The following is a 16,720-nucleotide window of genomic DNA, read 5'->3' as shown; positions in this document are numbered from 1 at the left end:
TGTGTCGCAGACCGAGCGAGGGCTCGTCCCGAAGCGAAGCGTTAAGTCGCTGTTATGCGTAGTGGTCTGCTTTGTATCCACTAAAGTATAACAATTATTTTGTTTTAATATTATTTCGACTGAGACCAAAAAGCTCTGATTTTTTGAGTTTTTTATGTTTTTCTAGATAGAATAAAATTTTATTTTGCCCAAGAATTTTTTCGACTTAACTTAGTTTTTGAGATTATACTGACTTTCCTTGTAGCAATGAATAGAGTTTGAGAGAAATTTTTGAGACCAAGGGGAAAATTTTGAATCCGTTCAGAGATAGATAATTCATTTCAAATATTTTATCTATATATAAGTATCATTAAGTTAATATGATGTTGAATAATTCTTTTTAAACTTCTTTCCTTAATCTATTCAAGAATGGTCTAACGTCGTCATAATATTCATTTTGAAAGAAAACAAAATAGTAAATAGATGGAATTAAAGAAAAGAAAAATGCTTCCTTCTCTAGTGAGAAAAATAAATAGAAAGCAACGCAAAAGATTATTCGAATTGGTGATAAAATAGTAAGAAACAAAGTCTTTTTATGATTAATTGCGTAAACTAGAACCCAAGCTCGGTTCCTTGAATACTTACCGTACCACCTCAATATTTTAAAAGTATTCGAAACATTAAGGCATTGTGGTTCTGGGAGATATGGCATTAGTCTAATGAATTTGATTTTCCATGGAATACTTCTTTTTTTTATCCATTCTATTGCGTCATGTTTTTTGCTTTCATGAATAAAAAATTTCCATGGTAATAAATTATCTTCTATTATTTGGAAAATATTTTTAATCATTTTTGATATATAAGAATTACTCTGGCTCTAAAGATAACGTGAGAAATTTGACCATTACGCATAACGAACTAGACTTACCGAAGTTGTCCGACCCTGAGTCCCGAAACGGGACGTTAGGGACTGGCACGTAGTTTGCGGATGCAAACGAGTGACAGGAGGACAATTTGCCGGAGGCCGAGCGAGGCCTTGTGCCGAAGCGTAGCGGTAAGTCGCTGTTATACGCCGTGTTTGCTATATTTCGTATAAATGTTGTAATTGAAGAACTTTTAATATTTTTTTATCTAAAGTCCAAAGCTTTAAATTTCTTTGTTTGGTTTCAGAGATCAAAATAGAATCGATAATGCCGATTCCTTTTTCTAAATGTTTATTTTCAAAAGATAATTTTCCCGCTTGGATAAAGGATCCATTTGACAAAATGTTATTTAAACTTTCCCAATAATCCAAAACGAAGGTAATTTCACTTTTATTCTTACATCCTTGTAAAAGTTCGCCAAAAACAACTTCGTGTGCAATTACATCAGAAGATTCAATCAACCCAACTAACTTTGAAAAATAGGGTTCTTTCCCTCGAAAGAATTCAATCCAAACAGAAGTATCAACTAAAATCATTATGTTCTGTTAATTCTTCTAATTTTTTCAGCATTAAATTCACTTGAAAAGTGCAAAGGTTGTTTTCTTAATTTTTCATTTAGTTTTTTTACTTTTGCAAGTTTAACCCATTCGGAGAGTGCCTTTTGTAAAGAATCAGTAATATTTTTTCCTTCAGTATATTTTTGTACTTCGGTTATTAAATCATCAGGTAGTATAGCAGTTACTTTCATACGATAAAAAATACGATACTCTTTCGTATTTGTCAATCTTAATTTTTTAGTATAAGATTGGTTTTGCAAACATGTCGTATAACGAAAAAGCCTTACCGACGTTCCTCGAAGCTGAGCCTGCAAAGGCAGGCGTTAGCGTCGGCACAGAGACTTGCGGAGGCAAGGAACGTGCCGGAGAGGAATGTGCCTTTAGGCCGAGCGAGGCCGAAAGTGCCGAAGCGTAGCGTTAAGGCGCTGTTATGCGAAGTCGCATTTGCCTAGTATAAAACTTAAGGAAAATATCATCTTTCATCAAAATTGAATAGATTACAGAAAAAGAATCCAAATTAAAAATTTTTATTGTTGATTCGGACATAACTGTTTACTTGCTATGCCTAATAACACAAATGCTTTTTCAGAACCCAAGATGTTTCGAATTACAGTTATCTTCATGATTCTATAAAAGAAGTATATTCTTCATCAGTCTCGTCAACCAACATCTTTTCCAAAACTTGGAGATCTGAAGCTATAAATTCGTATGCTCTTTCTCTTTGATCATATTGTTCATGATCCCAAAAATAGACTCCTTCGCTTAAAGTTTGTCCATCAGAATAACAAATTAAATTGCCGCCTTGATCAATCGCAATAGGAAATATACCTTGTAGAAAACCTCCATCTGTAATTTTCATTATTTTTTCAGTCTCTTCGAGATTTTCAAAAAATCCTCCTAACGGAATGAATTCTGTATTGCTTATTTTAATTATTAATTTGTCAAAAGCCTTTGCGATATTCAAAAAATTTACTACTTTAAGATTTTTAAACATGGTTTGCCTTTTTTTTTAACTTTTTGAATTTAATGCATTATAATTCTTCTAAAAAGTTTTCATGAAATTTTAAATTTTTATAATTAAACTAAAAAAGTTTCTATCTTTGTTGAATTTAGAAATTATTCAAATTAAAATTTGTAAGTATATAAAGTATATTGCGATTTCGCATAACGAACCAGGCTAAACGACGTTCCTCGGAGCTGAGCCTACGGAGTAGGCGTTAGCGTCGGCGCGGATCTTGCGAATGCAAGAGACGTGACGGAGAGGAATGTGCCGAAGGCCAAGCGAGGGCCTGTCCCGAAGCGCAGTGTTTAGCCGATGTTATACGACGTTTATTTATTATTAAAATATTTTCTTTATTCCGCAAAAGTTTATTTCCCCTTTTGACGAATTATCTAAGAAAATTTGTCTTTCTAGATTGCATAGTTTGTTAACTATAACTCCAATTTTTCCAAAATAATCCGATATATCTGTTGTTTGAATATTAGATGCGAGGATAATATTTACGCATTTGTTAACTTCCTCTTTTTTAAAGTAGGATTGTCTTTTGCAATTTGGGTCTTGCTGAAATTCGTATGGGAGTAAGGTGGTCGGATTTCCAAAAATTTGTATCGATTTTAGGGAAACAGCAACTCCTATTTTTCTTTCTGTTTCATCCTCAGTATAAAATTCATTAGAGTCAATACCTTGATTGATATTACATGAGATATATATAAGCGGTATTAGAAGATTTAAAGTAAGTTTAGTTATGTTCATTTTTTATTTTTTGAAAAACAAACGATTTTCCTGCAATCTGCGAAGCAACCTAATCGAGCATTATTTTTATCTTTGAATTTATTTGAGATCAAAGTGAATGAATCTTTGCAGTTTTCCATACAGAGTTGTTTTTCTTTACAGTCAATCGAATAGTTTTCATCCATTGTTTCATAATAAGGATGGATTGGTTTTTCTTTTGAGAAGTCAATAGTCTGTGCTGACAAATTTTGAAGTAGTCCGAATGATATAAAGTAGACTGAAAATAATAGAGTTAGTTTTTTTTTCATTTTTTTTGAACTAGAATTAATTTTAAATAAATGTCGTATAACGAACTAGCCTTAACGACGTAGGCTGACCCTGAGTCCCGGAAACGGGACGTTAGGGACTGGAACGACACTTGCTTAAGCAAGGGGAGTGCCAGAAGCCTATGTGTCGCAGACCGAGCGAGGCCTTGTGCCGAAGCGAAGCGTTAAGGCGTTGTTATGCGCAGTAGAATTAGGAATATTTTTGACTTTCAATTCTACCTGCTTCGGTTAATTTCCAAGCAGATTTATTTGAATTTTTTTCAGGTACTCTTTCAAGGAACCCTGCTTTACGCAATTTATAAAATTCTGCTTTTACCAAATTTTCAGATTTAATCCCTGTTAATTCTCTAACTTCCTTGTTAGTGATTTCAGGATTATTATTTAAATATTTGAGTATTGATTCAGCAGGAGTTGCCATCGGTAAATGGGGTAAAGTTACTTTCACGTAATTTCCCACTTCAGTTATTATCGGAGGCTGTAGACCCCTTTCTTTCATTTTTTGAAATGCTGTATTCAATCCCTCTCCCATATCCTTATTTGGAGGATCAGGATATCTATGTAATGTCCTTACGATTTTTGGATTTCTTGCATAGCGAGCATCAAGAATATTCGAGGTTGTGACGTAACCTGGTAATTTACCTGGACTAAGAATTTCTATTCTGTTATTATAGATTAAAACATGTACGTCATCAGAAATTGAGTAATCTCTATGTACTAAGGAGTTGACAATGATTTCCCAAATTGCTTCCTGAGGATAATCCATTTTTACCAAAGAGTTTTTAATCATTACGGTAACTGATGAAATTATTTCAGTTATCCTCTTTGCAGTGACTTTGATGCAATTGTATAAAGGTGCATCAATCGTTTCTTGGTTTAATAAATGTTCTCTTTCTGGTTTCTCTTCATTGGTATTATATCGAGTAATTTTTACACTACATTTTTTGGGTAACAATGAAGCTGGTGAAGGTAGGAACAGTAATACGGCAGCTACTCTCGGAAACCATTCTTTATATGTAAATAAATTTTGATTTACACAGAAATCAAGTGCATCCGTTTTAGGAGAGAAAGATTTTAAAAACAGTTTAATTTCTTCCGCATCGGTGATTTGTTCAGGGGGTATTTCAGGTAGTGTTTGATCCTCAAATGTTGTTGTTCCTTTTGAATAAGAGAGTTCTACAATTTTCTGAGGGTCCTTTATATGTATTGATTGGGCTCCTGATCTTAGGTATACTTCGCCATCTAATGTTTTATGTAGCTCAGCTGTTCGTTCAATATTGATTTGAATAACATAGCCTTTAAATGAAGGACATGTTAAAATTGTATATTTAAGATCTAAACTTGGAGAAATATTAAACAATGTCTGTAATAATCCATTCAAATCTTCTATTGAAGAAAATCCATCCCATCTTTTTTCCGGATTCGGTTCGTCAGAATTATCTTTTATTCCTACTATTAATTCACCACCGTCAGCGTTTCCAAAGGAAACTGCATATTTTTGTAATTTTTTTGGTGCAATCAGTTTGGACTTTTTTTCATAAAAATGAGATTCATCTCTGAGAGATAAATCCCTAAATTCTTGAAATGAAATTTCTTTAACTTTCATTTATGTTTCCTTTAAATTTATTCTATTGCGCATAACGAACTAGACTAACCGACGTAGGCTGGCCCTGAGTCCCTGTAGGGGACGTTAGGGATTGGCACGACGCTTGCGTAAGCAAGAGGAGTGACAAAAGCCTATGTGTCGGAGACCGAACGAGGGCGCAAGTCCCGAAGTGAAGCGGTTAGTCGCTGTTATGCGTAGTTTTGCATTTCTACAATATATTTTTCCAGATCATTAAAATTCTCAACGAAATTGATATTTTCGTTCAAGAAAAAGTCCTTATACCTCGGATCATGAGCAATTCCAAGGAAATTATAACCAAATTTTGTCGATGAATAAAAGTCTGATGGTGAATCACCAATGTAAATGACTTCATTCTTTTGAATATTATTGAAGGTAAGTTTTTCATTTATAGGTAGAAAAACATTTGGATCAGGTTTGTGAACATTTGTATAATCAGAGGTTTGTATGAAAAAGAAATAATCTAAATTTATATTTAATTCATTTAATTCTCTCAAAACGACTTTCTCACTTGATGAAGTAACAATCCCAATATTAAGAAATTTTTGATATTTTTCAATAAATTCAAATGAAGAATCATGTGGTACGTTTTTGTCTTTTATTGAGTATTCCAAATAAAGTTTCCATATTAAATTTAAATCCGATGTAAATTTTCCGAATAGCTTAATTAGAAAATCGTCAGCTGGTAGGCCCCAAGCTGCATCAATCTCTTTTACATTAATTTTATATTTAAATTCTTCTAAAGCTAAATTTGAAATAGTTTTATATCTAGTTTTCCTAGTTTGAACTAATGTGTCGTCATAATCAAAAATGATGGCTTTTAACATAATTGTGATATTCTATTTTTTTGCAAAATTACGCATAACGAACTAGCTAACCGACGTAGGCTGGCCCTGAGCCTCCGTGCGGAGGCGTTAGGGATTGGCACGAGGCTTGCGAATGCAAGAGGAGTGACAAAAGCCTATGTGCCGAAGGCCGAGCGAGGGCGCAAGTCCCGAAGCGAAGTGGTTAGCGGCAGTTATGCGCTGCGGGATTCTTTTTGAATTCATTTCTTTCACACGCTATATATTTACTTATTTTTTTCGCTTATATAACATTACTTTAAAATATCTAAAATATAGTGGAATTTTATTAGATAGAAAATTGTGCTATAATCTACATTTTTTTATCTAATATTCAAACATTTATTTTTTAACTCACAAGATATATATTTTTCCTAATTGAAGCAATCGTCATTATTGTATTCTGATTTTAAAATTTTATTTTTGCAATTTAAAATAATATTATGTTCAATCAATTTATTTATCCTAATAATTTCTTTGATTTCCGCACATTTTAATTCTTCGTTTATTTTCGAGATAGTAGATAACTCTAAAACGTTATCCGAAAAAGAGGCTCTACTTTTTAATTCGTTAAATTCTATAATAAAATATAAAGTATTATTTCCCTTTTCTTCTCTGTAATTATTATCCAATGTTAACGAAGATATATTCAAAATTGACTCTTCAAAACATCTTATTGTAATACTGTTTTCAAAGGTTAATTTTTGAACAAATATTCTTGCATAATCACATCCAAAAAAGGATAGGATAATGATACAGAATACTATCTTTAGAAATTTTATATGTACTTTTAGAAAATTATAGATAAATTGCATTTTTTTTATAAATTATTTTTTGTTAGCTCCATTCAAAATTACATCCCGTTGCGCATAACGAACTAGTATTACCGAAGTTGCCCGACCCTGAGTCCCGAATGGGACGTTAGGGACTGGCACGGAGTTTGCGGATGCAAACGAGTGACAGAAGGGCAATTTGCCGCAGGCCGAGCGAGGCCTTGTGCCGAAGCGTAGCGGTAATATGCTGTTATACGAAGTGCCAAGTTGTTTCAGTATAATTATATTTTTGACAGTTTTGAATTGAAATAATATTATTTCAAGGTACTTATTTACTATAAGAATACGTGCGAGATGAACACTTTATTCGTTCACCGAAAATACTTGTTTCATCAAAAGCGATTTGGGTTTCCTTTGTTTGCTGAGGAGAAAGGAATAGTAATTCCGATTTAGGCCACATTTGATTTCCTTGTTGAACTATTGATTCGACTACAACATTTCCTTCTCCTCCCAAGTTTCTAATACTTGTAATAACTCTTGTGCTATACTCTAAATTACTTAAATTCGAAGAGTGGTCATCGCATCTTACACTTACAATTTCTGGTTCAGGTAAAGTAACTTTATCTGTAAATCCTTTTAAATACGGATCATTGTCTAAGCTGATGTAGGTAGCTAAGGCTATTAAAACTAAAATTATTACATTTCGTAGAAAGAAGTAAAAACTTGAGTAAAAGTTTAGAATTACTTCAAAAGCAAATAGAAATACTTGCATAAAGGCAGATAGTATTTCGTGTTGTTTGAGAAATTTTTTAAGATTTTCCATAATAATTTAAATATAAATGGGTTCTCCGATGAGGAACCAAGCTTTTGTAATGAAGTTATTTTCAATTTCATAAATGGCTAGAACATCTAGTATAGCTTTTCCTTCCGGTAAATTCCTTGTAACTATTTCAAAATCTACAATTTTTTCGGAATAAGTTTTTCTTGAAATAAGCTCCGCCGATAGATCTGGTTCCTGGAACCTCATTAGATGTCTTTCTTTTATTTCCTGTATTCCGTTTGCGATTAAAGTATTTGGATGAAGGTAAATTTTGGCATTTTGATCCCAGTATGTGAGGAATTTTTCAATATCTTTGTTATTATATGCTATTAACTGATTTTCTATTATTTCAATTCTATCTGCTTCGTTCATATTTATTTGTTAGAGTATTGATGTTTTGGCATTTCGTATAACGAACTAGACTTACCGAAGTTCCCTGACCCTGAGTCCCGAAGGGACGTTAGGGACTGGCACGTAGTTTGCGGATGCAAACGAGTGACAGAAAGGGAATTTGCCGGAGGCCGAGCGAGGCCTTGTGCCGAAGCGCAGCGGTAAGTCGCTGTTATACGACGTCTGAAACTATGCTGACAGCTTTCTGTTTTTGATTGATATTTCTAGATCTAGAGCATGACATACTTTTAAAAAAGTAGATAAGTTACAATTGATCCCATTTTCAATTTTTGAAAGTTGTTGTTGAGTAACGTGAGCTTTTTTAGCAAGATCAGATTGTGATAATCCTTTTTTCTCTCTTAAAGATTGTAACTCAATAGAAATATTAACGAGTTCTTTTTCTTCTTCAAATTTTTCCTTAAAAGATTTACTTTTTAACTTATTATCTAAATGATTCTTTAATGATCTCATAAATTTAACTCCTTTAAGATTTTTTCAGTATATTTTTGTAAGAAAGTTTCTCTTCTTTTAATAGCTTTATTAATTTCAGCTTTGGGAACTTTATCTGTATTTTTAACGAATTGATTTGTAAGTATAATATAGTCTTTATAACAAAAGAAATATAGAATTCTAATCTGTGATCCTGATAGTTTAATTCTTAATTCATGAATTCCGTCAATTAACAGATCTGCGTATGGCCGAGGGAGATTTGGACCTAATTCAGCTAGTTTATCTAACCAAGCGAATATTTTTGCCTGATTCCTTTCATCCTTAGAATTGATAAAAATCTCTATTTCGGAAGGTTGATCCTCTTTTTCAGTAAAATAAAGAATTTTCCATTTCGTTGACACAATTCACGTTACATCAGAAATGACGTAATGTCAACCCTAATTTATATACAAAATATGTTTTTTCAGATGTCGTATAACGAACTAGACTAACCGACGTAGGCTGGCCCTGAGTCCCCGGAGGGGACGTTAGGGATTGGCACGACGCTTGCGTAAGCAAGAGGAGTGACAAAAGCCTATGTGTCGTAGACCGAACGAGGGCGCCAGTCCCGAAGTGAAGCGGTTAGTCGCTGTTATACGACGTGCTTAATTATTAGGGCTATAAAGTATTCTGATTGGCAATGCTTCTATGTTAATTATCGTTTCTGGTAAATCGCTGTATGTGTCGGAAGTTATATATCTGGCAGAATCAGGTGGTATAAATGTGGAGAGAGAAAGAGTCAATGAAGTCCGTTTTATGTCATTGAATGGTCCTTCTGTGTATTGTATATTTATTCTAAATTCGATTGCTTCAATATATTTATCTCCTTTATTGTAAATTGAGAGATTTATTCTTCCACCTAGTCTAGTATGTTTAACTGGTACTTTGTGCCCCATTCCGCGTCCATAATCTTTATACTCAGTATGTATGGTATTTGAGGTATTAACATCGAATAACAGTAAGTCCGGAAAACTCGTTTTGTATTTAGTTTCAATATGGGATAATTCAGAAAAATCAATTTTACTAATTTTACTATTTATTATTTCTTTTTCTTTTGGGTTATCAATAGGATTTTCCGATTCTTTTTTTAATTCCCGGAGAACATAATATCGTAACAGAGGCTGATTACTTGTATTCAATATATTGGTATTCTCATCTATTCTTTGAATCTGCTTTGATACACAAAATAGGTGAATCAAAATAAAAGAAAATTTGAGAATATTGGTTAGTATTTTAGATTTCATAAAATCTCCTATGATTTCTTAAGCATGTCGTATAACGAACTAGACTTACCGAAGTTCCCCGACCCTGAGTCCCGGCGGGACGTTAGGGACTGGCATGTAGCTTGCGAACGCAAGGCGAATGCCAGAAGGGGAATTTGGCGCAGCCCGAGCGAGGCCTTGTGCCGAAGCGTAGCGGTAAGTCGCTGTTATGCGAAGTAAAGCTAGATTAATTTGTAAGTTTCTTGCAATACACTTTTTCTTTCATTAAAATATTCTAAATCCATATCCTTTTCGTAAACTTTGGATATCTCACCAAAAATAAAATATTCTTTTCGAGAAATTGTCACTCTCTTGGATTTTGTTTGTATTAAAGATATAGTTTCAATTGCTTCCTTGTGTGCATTTTTAATACTATCTTTTATGATTATCCTAATACTTGATGATCGATTCTCTAATTCATTTTGAATGGATTTAGCTCTTTCTACATTATTGGATTTTAATGCCTCCTCCAACATAGGTAATATTTTAGAATTAAAATATTTTAGGTGATTCATGTTTATGCTAACATGTTCAAAATAGATTAAACAATTTGCAATTTTTTTAATTACTTCCAAATCACCAATTGATAAGAAATCAGTAGAATCTAATAGAAATGGATATATATATAATTCTTGTATAACGGGTAATTGAAGGTTTTCGTTAAAATGTTCAAATGAACCATGATTGTGGATTAAGCTTTTTAAGTTATTATTTAGAATTAAATCCATTTTAGCCATCTGTTTTAAATAGTTATTCTTTTCATTCAATCTATATTTTAATCCTTCAAATGTTGATGTAGTGTAAAAAGTTATTAAGCCCCCTATTAAAACCCCTGTAAAAGTATTTAAATAATCTATTTTATATGATTCTTTTAAAAAATAATTTATTATTAACATTATGAAAGAGGGGATTAACACTATAAATAATAGTCGCATATTTTATCCTTTTCGTTGATTTTGCTTTATTTCGCATAACGAATTAGACTAACCGACGTAGGCTGGCCCTGAGTCCCCGGAGGGGACGTTAGGGATTGGCGCGACGCTTGCGTAGGCAAGAGGAGTGACAAAAGCCTATGTGTCGTAGACCGAACGAGGGCGCAAGTCCCGAAGTGAAGCGGTTAGTCGCTGTTATGCGAAGTCGGATTGGCTAGTAATATATTTTTTTTATGAAATTATATATTTCGCACCTAAAATCTATTATTTTGAATAATATTGTCACTATTAGGGTTACGAAGGCAATTGTCAGAATAGATTCTTGTAAATTGAAATTACTTTCGGTATAAATGTTATTAGAAAATGTATTTAGTAAATTCTTTATTTTTTTAATTTTTATTTGAAGTTGAATTTTTCTTTTGGAAATTCGCAATTTGTAGGAATTTATCAACTTTTCCTTTCTTTCGTCTCCATTTGCAAACATTAGAATTGTCTCAAATGATTGATCAGTAAAGTGTTTATATTTTGATATCCGATTATCTTCTATCGATAATATTTCCGATAATAGTTCTATGAGGTTTTGTTCTTTCTGTAGATCTAAAATTTCTTTTATATTTGGGTTTTTCCTCCTTATTGATAGTTTTTCGAATATTAATTGGTTTTCTATTTCGAGGGTTTTCCTAAGTAGTATTTCAGAAAGATAAGTAATATAGGTTAGATAAAGTAATTCGTGCTCTGGTATTCCTGTATTTTCTTCGGAAATAATTTGTATGGGTAAAGAAAGTGAGTTAGTGTTTAGACCGTAACTTATATTAGTAATATATTTTTTTAATGAATTCGAGCTACTGTAGTATTTTTGGTAATTTTTTTCTGATTCGTTGAATAGTGAATCAAAAATCGAGTAGTAATCCAGATTTGGTAATTTCATTCCATTTGGATTACAAATATTTGAGACTTCAGTTAAAGGGTTTTCTCTATAAGTATATCGCTCTAAAGTTAGAAATCCAAATCCTAATCCTGTTGTAAGACCAGGATTAAAACTTGTTATGTATTTATAAATAGAATTATTAAGATCATGTCTAAATTCGGAAACAAGTTTCTTTTTGGTTTGGAATCCATTGTGTATTATTGGCTCAATTTTAATTTTGTCTACAAGATAGTTTAAAATATAAAAGATTGGATATTGAATTTCAGTTAATTTGTTATTATTTATTAATAAACTAAAGTTAAGGCATGTTTCTTGAGTTGGAATAAAAATATATTCAATTTTAAAAAAATAAGAATTTTCTGATGCAGTTTTTATTGAAAACTCTTTGAACAATGAGTTCGTAATTTTTGGAATAAAGTCTAGATGACTATTGTAGCTTTGGTATGAAGCACCTGTGTCTAATTCTTTTGCTAACTTATTCCAATATTGGTCTTTAGAATAATCAATCCCATAATCTTTAGATTTGATTTGTTGAAGATTTGCAATAGATTGAAATTTAGCTAGTACTTCTCTAATCTGTGTCTTTGGATATATTTCTATGCAGGAAAAGTGCGATAAACTTAGATATTCTCCTGGTCTTGATCCATTTAATGAACTAATATGTTTCTTGAAATAAAGTTGGTTTTGATAATAATCCTTTATCCATGAAAAATGAAATTTTTTGCCTAATTGTTCAGTTAAAAAGTTATATATTTTCTTCATAAATTTTCCGATTTCGCATAACGAAATAGGGGAGACGACGTTCCTCGAAGCTGAGCCTCAGAATGAGGCGTTAGCGTCGGCGCGAATCTTGCGAAGGCAAGAATCGTGACGGAGAGGAATGTGGCTCAGCCCGAACGAGGCCGGTAGTGCCGAAGTGAAGCGTTTCCCCGCTGTTATACGTAGTGCCGTATCTCAGCTATTATTTATATTGACTAGAAAAGGAAATTTAAAATTAATTTTGTTAATCTAGATATTATCATTTTTCGTTTCTCAAAGTAAGTTAGTGTTTGAATAGAAATTGGATATAGTTTTTAAAAAGTAATAAAGACTCTAATTATCAAATCCTTTAAAATCTTCCAGAGGTTTTGATTCAGAATTTAGTTTTAATTCATATGATTCACTTAAAATGTTAATTTCAATTTCCTTATCTCCTTGAAGAGTATATAGATAATAATGTATTAGTGGAGAATTAATTTGCTTATTTAATCGATTTAGTTTGGATACTGTTTCCTTAATCAAATTACTTTCTTTTAAAATTGCACTTCTGTAAAATTCTGGATATTCGTTATATTCATTTATAAATTGTAAATCGCAAAAGTGAATGTTTTTAAAAGTAAGTTTACCTGTATTCCATTTTAAAGGTTTGTCGTTGAAGTTAAGTGGTTTAACTATATTAAATACTAATTCCCTTTCTGGGTTAAATGTCATATTTACATTTTGAATTAATGTAAGGTATAACCCTAGATCATCATTTTCTTTATATTCTTCTGATTCAGTAGCCATTTTTTTTTGCTTTAATTTAAGGCATTACGTATAACGAACTAGACTTAACGACGTTCCTCGACCCTGAGTCCCGAACGGGACGTTAGGGACTGGCACGTAGCTTGCATATGCAAGCGAGTGACAGAAGAGGAATGTGGCGTAGCCCGAGCGAGGGCTTGTCCCGAAGCGTAGCGTTAAGTCGCTGTTATGCGACGTGAAATTATTCAGATAGAAAACTCTCTTTGTTCTTAAAGTTTTCTGCAATTTCATGTAGTGAGGTGTTTAGAATATCGAAACTCTCTGTTTGGATTTTATATTTAATTCTAGAATAGATAATAATTGTTTTTAAAGTATCAAAAATCATTAAAATTGGCATTGTTACCATGTTAATCAAATCAAAAAATTCTTCATCTTCATAATTATTTTTATCTTGAAAGTAATCTCCGGCGCTTGGACTTGCATGAACGAACATTGAACAGCTTGCATAACTTTCGAGAATAACCTCGAAATGATCATGTATTTGTGGAAATGACTCAAATATTTCTGCAATTTTTTTGATAATCGTTTTTATATTAAATTTTTGTATTTCTGATTGAATTTGATTCTTATTCAATTGATTTATTACGTGAAAGTTTTTATAAACTTCTTCCCATTCATTAAGCAAGGGTGATTTCGTTAGGAAGTTGTGTATATTTTTGTTTTTTAAGTAAGTTATAAATTCTTCAATTTGCCCATACAAATGATAGTTTCTTGAGAAATTTATATCCTTATCTAAACTGAATATAATGTATTGCGCCTTAAGATAATGTTCGATTAAACTTCTATATAAAATTTTACATTGGTAAAATTCTTTGTTTTTAATTAACGATATTGTCGTGTTATATATATCTGAGCATTTTTTTATTAGATAGATTGCGTCCCGTATTTCTAATAGTTCATTAGATCTTGAAAGATAATTATTAATTAGGAAGAGATCTTTATTTACAATCGTTAATAACTGCAAGTGAAATTTGCTTGTTTTTTCAATTGCTATTGATAATGATTCGAAATTATTTTTTATGCTCATAAATTGAGACTATTCCATGTCGCATAACGAACTAGGCTAATCAACGTAGGCTGACCCTGAGTCCCGGACCGGGACGTTAGGGGCTGGCACGTAGTTTGCGACTGCAAACGAGTGACAGAAAGCCTATGTGCCGTAGGCCGAGCGAGGGCGTAAGACCCGAAGCGAAGTGGTTAGCCGATGTTAATTGCAGTGTCCAATAATAGAAATCAGTTTAAGTAAGAAGGTTTGAAAGTTAGGAGACTTCAGTTTCTTCATCTCATTATTTTTTCGCTGTAAATGAGAACCAAGCTTACTATAACAGAACTGTGATTTAATTATTGGACCCAATAGAAATTTGAGAAAGACGGTAATTGAATGAAGCACTTTCTTATCTTTTCTTCTCTTCAAATGAAACTCTTTTGTCTTTCTCTTCTCTTTCTTAAAAACGCGAATAGAAAGAACCAGCGAAAATAACATAAAAAAGATTCTCTTTTATCCTTTTTGGACATCGCAATTAACGAACGAGGCTAAACGACGTTCCTCGGAGCTGAGCCTGCAGGGCAGGCGTTAGCGTCGGCACGTATTCTTGCATAGCAAGAATCGTGACGGAGAGGAATGTGCCGAAGGCCAAGCGAGGGCTTGACCCGATGCGCAGTGTTTAGCCGATGTTATGCGATGTTGTTAGAGTTTATTCTTTAAATTAAATTAACAGGTCTCATTTCATTACCTGTCGGATCTGTTTCTAATACGCTCTCATGTAATCCGGATATTGGGCCTATAATATTACCTTCGTTATCTATTTGAACTAATGCCCAATCTACATATTCATTACCTTTGACAGAGGACGAATCAGCTATCAAATAACCAATATGAAATATCATTTCCGCGGCTATGCATCTAGCAAATTCAGTAATGTATTTCTTTGGCACACCACATTCCAGCATTTTTCTAATTGCAATATTTAACCCACCATATGGCAGATTATTATCTTTTTTATTAGATTGGAGAATATTGTCGATCCATACTTCATTATCTGGTACGACTCCTTCCCAAGCTCCTTTTAAAAATAAGTATCTAGCTAGTTGCGGAATACCTTCCTCAATTTGGCTTTCTGCCCATAATTTAGGATTTGGGGCATTCAATTTTGCAAATATATTAATTAGTTCTTTCTTTTCCATTTTTAGGCTAATCCTTTAGAAGTTATTTATCTGATCGGGACAATTACGTTTGCCTTTTTATTATTAATAAACGTTTACTTCCACTTGGGACTCAAATGAAATTCATCCGAAATTCATGATAATTATAAATATTTTGATTTTTCCTAACAATACATTTTAAATATGGCCACTTTTAATTATATATTTTACAATTTGAGTATTCTTTAATCAGTTTTTACATTGGAAGAAATAGAATTATTGAAAATTACTTGAAATGCAATGAGAAAGAAAAGATTGAAATAATTAATTTTCAGATTTTTGGAAAGGTAAAAATATATTTAAATAAATATATTTTTTTTTTGAGGAGAATACTTAGCTTTAATAATACTGTTTATTTTCTAACAATATCGCATAACGAACTAGGCTAACCGACGTAGGCTGTCCCTGAGTCCCGGAACGGGACGTTAGGGGCTGGCACGTAGTTTGCGACTGCAAACGAGTGACAGAAAGCCTATGTGCCGTAGGCCGAGCGAGGGCGTAAGACCCGAAGCGAAGTGGTTAGCCGATGTTAATTGCAGTGTCCAATAATAGTATATCTTGTAAGTAAGAAAGTAAGAAGTCCAAAACATTCCGAGCGTCTCTTCTCTTAAAATCATTCATTTCGCTGGAAAAGTAAATTAAACTTTCTTAAACAGAACTGCGATTTAATAATTGAACCAAATAGAAATTAGAGAAAGACAATTTTGCATTGAAGCGCTTTCTTATCTTTTCTTCTCTTCAAATGAAACTCTTTTGTCTTTCTCTTCTCTTTCTTAAAAACGCGAAAAGAAAGAACCAGCGAAAATAACATAAAAAAGATTCTCTTCAATCCTTTTTGGACATTGCAATTAACGAACTAGACTTACCGAAGTTCCCTGGCCCTGAGTCCCGAAGGGACGTTAGGGACTGGCACGTAGTTTGCGGATGCAAACGAGTGACAGAAAGGGAATTTGCCGGAGGCCGAGCGAGGCCTTGTGCCGAAGCGTAGCGGTAAGTCGCTGTTATACGCTGTGGTATATCTTCCAAAATAAATTGCGATTATGAATAACAGAAAATATAGTTATTTATTTTGATCAGTGCAAATAATTTCATTACATTTTCTTGTGCATTCATTTCTTAAAATTTGATCATTTGTATTAAATTGATCAAATTTTTTATAAGGCATAGCTGATCCTGTGTTAGAGCAGTTTTTAAAACATTCTTTCTTTTTTGGACAATCAATAAAATAGGTTTCATTTATTTCATATTTTGAAAAATCGATAGGATATTTTTTGTTTTCAGGGTAAAGTTTGCTAAAATTTAAAGAGAAAAGAATAAATAAAAATTGAATAGAAAATATGAAATAGATTTTTTTGATCATGAGAGATTAGTAACTAAATTT

General features: G+C 32.6%; 17 protein-coding genes. All 17 read right to left on the bottom strand.

The window, feature by feature from the left end; translation table 11 throughout:
* Nucleotides 1-1,060 precede the first annotated feature (1,060 nt).
* The 17 genes from LEPBI_RS10990 to LEPBI_RS10895 all read right to left on the bottom strand — a co-directional run bounded on the left by LEPBI_RS10990 (nt 1,061) and on the right by LEPBI_RS10895 (nt 16,699).
* Nucleotides 1,061-1,438, bottom strand: coding sequence for a PIN domain-containing protein (locus LEPBI_RS10990; protein ID WP_012389193.1), 378 nt, complete (start codon nt 1,436-1,438; stop codon nt 1,061-1,063).
* Nucleotides 1,438-1,650 carry a hypothetical protein gene (locus LEPBI_RS10985; RefSeq protein WP_041770020.1) on the bottom strand — a complete coding sequence of 71 codons (213 nt, stop codon included), beginning with the start codon at nt 1,648-1,650 and terminating at the stop codon, nt 1,438-1,440. The genes LEPBI_RS10990 and LEPBI_RS10985 overlap by 1 nt, the downstream gene beginning before the upstream one ends.
* Nucleotides 1,651-2,078: 428 nt before the next feature.
* A complete protein-coding gene (locus LEPBI_RS10980) occupies nt 2,079-2,453 on the bottom strand; it encodes an SMI1/KNR4 family protein (protein WP_012389191.1) in 375 nt (124 codons plus the stop codon).
* A gap of 345 nt (nt 2,454-2,798) precedes the next feature.
* Nucleotides 2,799-3,212 (bottom strand): hypothetical protein, encoded by a 414-nt coding sequence (locus tag LEPBI_RS10975; RefSeq protein WP_012476324.1) that lies wholly within the window; start codon nt 3,210-3,212, stop codon nt 2,799-2,801.
* Nucleotides 3,213-3,707: 495 nt separating this feature from the next.
* Nucleotides 3,708-5,120 (bottom strand): ATP-binding protein, encoded by a 1,413-nt coding sequence (locus LEPBI_RS10965; protein WP_012389189.1) that lies wholly within the window; start codon nt 5,118-5,120, stop codon nt 3,708-3,710.
* Between the two features lie 188 nt (nt 5,121-5,308).
* Nucleotides 5,309-5,965: an HAD-IA family hydrolase gene (locus LEPBI_RS10960; RefSeq protein WP_012389188.1), complete on the bottom strand. Its 657-nt coding sequence runs from the start codon at nt 5,963-5,965 to the stop codon at nt 5,309-5,311.
* A 1,116-nt stretch (nt 5,966-7,081) separates the two neighbouring features.
* Entirely contained in the window at nt 7,082-7,576 is a 495-nt protein-coding gene (locus LEPBI_RS10950; protein ID WP_012389186.1) for a hypothetical protein, read from the bottom strand.
* A gap of 6 nt (nt 7,577-7,582) precedes the next feature.
* Nucleotides 7,583-7,945 carry a nuclear transport factor 2 family protein gene (locus LEPBI_RS10945; protein WP_012389185.1) on the bottom strand — a complete coding sequence of 121 codons (363 nt, stop codon included), beginning with the start codon at nt 7,943-7,945 and terminating at the stop codon, nt 7,583-7,585.
* 207 nt (nt 7,946-8,152) lie between these two features.
* The gene (locus LEPBI_RS10940; protein WP_012389184.1) at nt 8,153-8,434 is read right to left on the bottom strand and encodes a helix-turn-helix domain-containing protein; all 282 of its coding nucleotides are present in this window, start codon (nt 8,432-8,434) and stop codon (nt 8,153-8,155) included.
* Nucleotides 8,431-8,814, bottom strand: coding sequence for a type II toxin-antitoxin system RelE/ParE family toxin (locus tag LEPBI_RS10935; protein ID WP_012389183.1), 384 nt, complete (start codon nt 8,812-8,814; stop codon nt 8,431-8,433). The genes LEPBI_RS10940 and LEPBI_RS10935 overlap by 4 nt, the downstream gene beginning before the upstream one ends.
* A 243-nt stretch (nt 8,815-9,057) precedes the next feature.
* Nucleotides 9,058-9,696, bottom strand: coding sequence for a hypothetical protein (locus LEPBI_RS10930; protein WP_012389182.1), 639 nt, complete (start codon nt 9,694-9,696; stop codon nt 9,058-9,060).
* Between the two features lie 200 nt (nt 9,697-9,896).
* Nucleotides 9,897-10,649, bottom strand: coding sequence for a hypothetical protein (locus LEPBI_RS10925; RefSeq protein ID WP_012389181.1), 753 nt, complete (start codon nt 10,647-10,649; stop codon nt 9,897-9,899).
* Between the two features lie 211 nt (nt 10,650-10,860).
* The gene (locus LEPBI_RS10920) at nt 10,861-12,336 is read right to left on the bottom strand and encodes a hypothetical protein (protein WP_012389180.1); all 1,476 of its coding nucleotides are present in this window, start codon (nt 12,334-12,336) and stop codon (nt 10,861-10,863) included.
* 330 nt (nt 12,337-12,666) lie between these two features.
* Nucleotides 12,667-13,119: a hypothetical protein gene (locus LEPBI_RS10915; RefSeq protein WP_012389179.1), complete on the bottom strand. Its 453-nt coding sequence runs from the start codon at nt 13,117-13,119 to the stop codon at nt 12,667-12,669.
* Nucleotides 13,120-13,318: 199 nt separating this feature from the next.
* Entirely contained in the window at nt 13,319-14,164 is an 846-nt protein-coding gene (locus LEPBI_RS10910) for a DUF5677 domain-containing protein (RefSeq protein WP_012389178.1), read from the bottom strand.
* A gap of 674 nt (nt 14,165-14,838) precedes the next feature.
* Entirely contained in the window at nt 14,839-15,321 is a 483-nt protein-coding gene (locus LEPBI_RS10900; RefSeq protein ID WP_002983863.1) for a hypothetical protein, read from the bottom strand.
* A 1,078-nt stretch (nt 15,322-16,399) separates the two neighbouring features.
* Nucleotides 16,400-16,699, bottom strand: coding sequence for a hypothetical protein (locus LEPBI_RS10895; protein WP_012389177.1), 300 nt, complete (start codon nt 16,697-16,699; stop codon nt 16,400-16,402).
* Nucleotides 16,700-16,720: the final 21 nt, after the last annotated feature.

The organism is Leptospira biflexa serovar Patoc strain 'Patoc 1 (Paris)', from assembly GCF_000017685.1.
GTDB classification, from domain to species: domain Bacteria; phylum Spirochaetota; class Leptospiria; order Leptospirales; family Leptospiraceae; genus Leptospira_A; species Leptospira_A biflexa.
The sequence above is the reverse complement of the archived record's forward strand: the minus strand, read 5'-3'. Positions and strand labels throughout refer to the sequence as shown.

Bases quoted from the DNA above. Each gene is read 5' to 3' on its own strand.
- LEPBI_RS10895 (WP_012389177.1), bottom strand. From the start codon at position 16,699: ATGATCAAAAAAATCTATTTCATATTTTCTATTCAATTTTTATTTATT.
- LEPBI_RS10930 (WP_012389182.1), bottom strand. From the start codon at position 9,696: ATGAAATCTAAAATACTAACCAATATTCTCAAATTTTCTTTTATTTTG.
- LEPBI_RS10990 (WP_012389193.1), bottom strand. From the start codon at position 1,438: ATGATTTTAGTTGATACTTCTGTTTGGATTGAATTCTTTCGAGGGAAA.
- LEPBI_RS10920 (WP_012389180.1), bottom strand. From the start codon at position 12,336: ATGAAGAAAATATATAACTTTTTAACTGAACAATTAGGCAAAAAATTT.
- LEPBI_RS10910 (WP_012389178.1), bottom strand. From the start codon at position 14,164: ATGAGCATAAAAAATAATTTCGAATCATTATCAATAGCAATTGAAAAA.
- LEPBI_RS10985 (WP_041770020.1), bottom strand. From the start codon at position 1,650: ATGAAAGTAACTGCTATACTACCTGATGATTTAATAACCGAAGTACAA.
- LEPBI_RS10950 (WP_012389186.1), bottom strand. From the start codon at position 7,576: ATGGAAAATCTTAAAAAATTTCTCAAACAACACGAAATACTATCTGCC.
- LEPBI_RS10925 (WP_012389181.1), bottom strand. From the start codon at position 10,649: ATGCGACTATTATTTATAGTGTTAATCCCCTCTTTCATAATGTTAATA.
- LEPBI_RS10945 (WP_012389185.1), bottom strand. From the start codon at position 7,945: ATGAACGAAGCAGATAGAATTGAAATAATAGAAAATCAGTTAATAGCA.
- LEPBI_RS10915 (WP_012389179.1), bottom strand. From the start codon at position 13,119: ATGGCTACTGAATCAGAAGAATATAAAGAAAATGATGATCTAGGGTTA.
- LEPBI_RS10940 (WP_012389184.1), bottom strand. From the start codon at position 8,434: ATGAGATCATTAAAGAATCATTTAGATAATAAGTTAAAAAGTAAATCT.
- LEPBI_RS10980 (WP_012389191.1), bottom strand. From the start codon at position 2,453: ATGTTTAAAAATCTTAAAGTAGTAAATTTTTTGAATATCGCAAAGGCT.
- LEPBI_RS10960 (WP_012389188.1), bottom strand. From the start codon at position 5,965: ATGTTAAAAGCCATCATTTTTGATTATGACGACACATTAGTTCAAACT.
- LEPBI_RS10900 (WP_002983863.1), bottom strand. From the start codon at position 15,321: ATGGAAAAGAAAGAACTAATTAATATATTTGCAAAATTGAATGCCCCA.
- LEPBI_RS10975 (WP_012476324.1), bottom strand. From the start codon at position 3,212: ATGAACATAACTAAACTTACTTTAAATCTTCTAATACCGCTTATATAT.
- LEPBI_RS10965 (WP_012389189.1), bottom strand. From the start codon at position 5,120: ATGAAAGTTAAAGAAATTTCATTTCAAGAATTTAGGGATTTATCTCTC.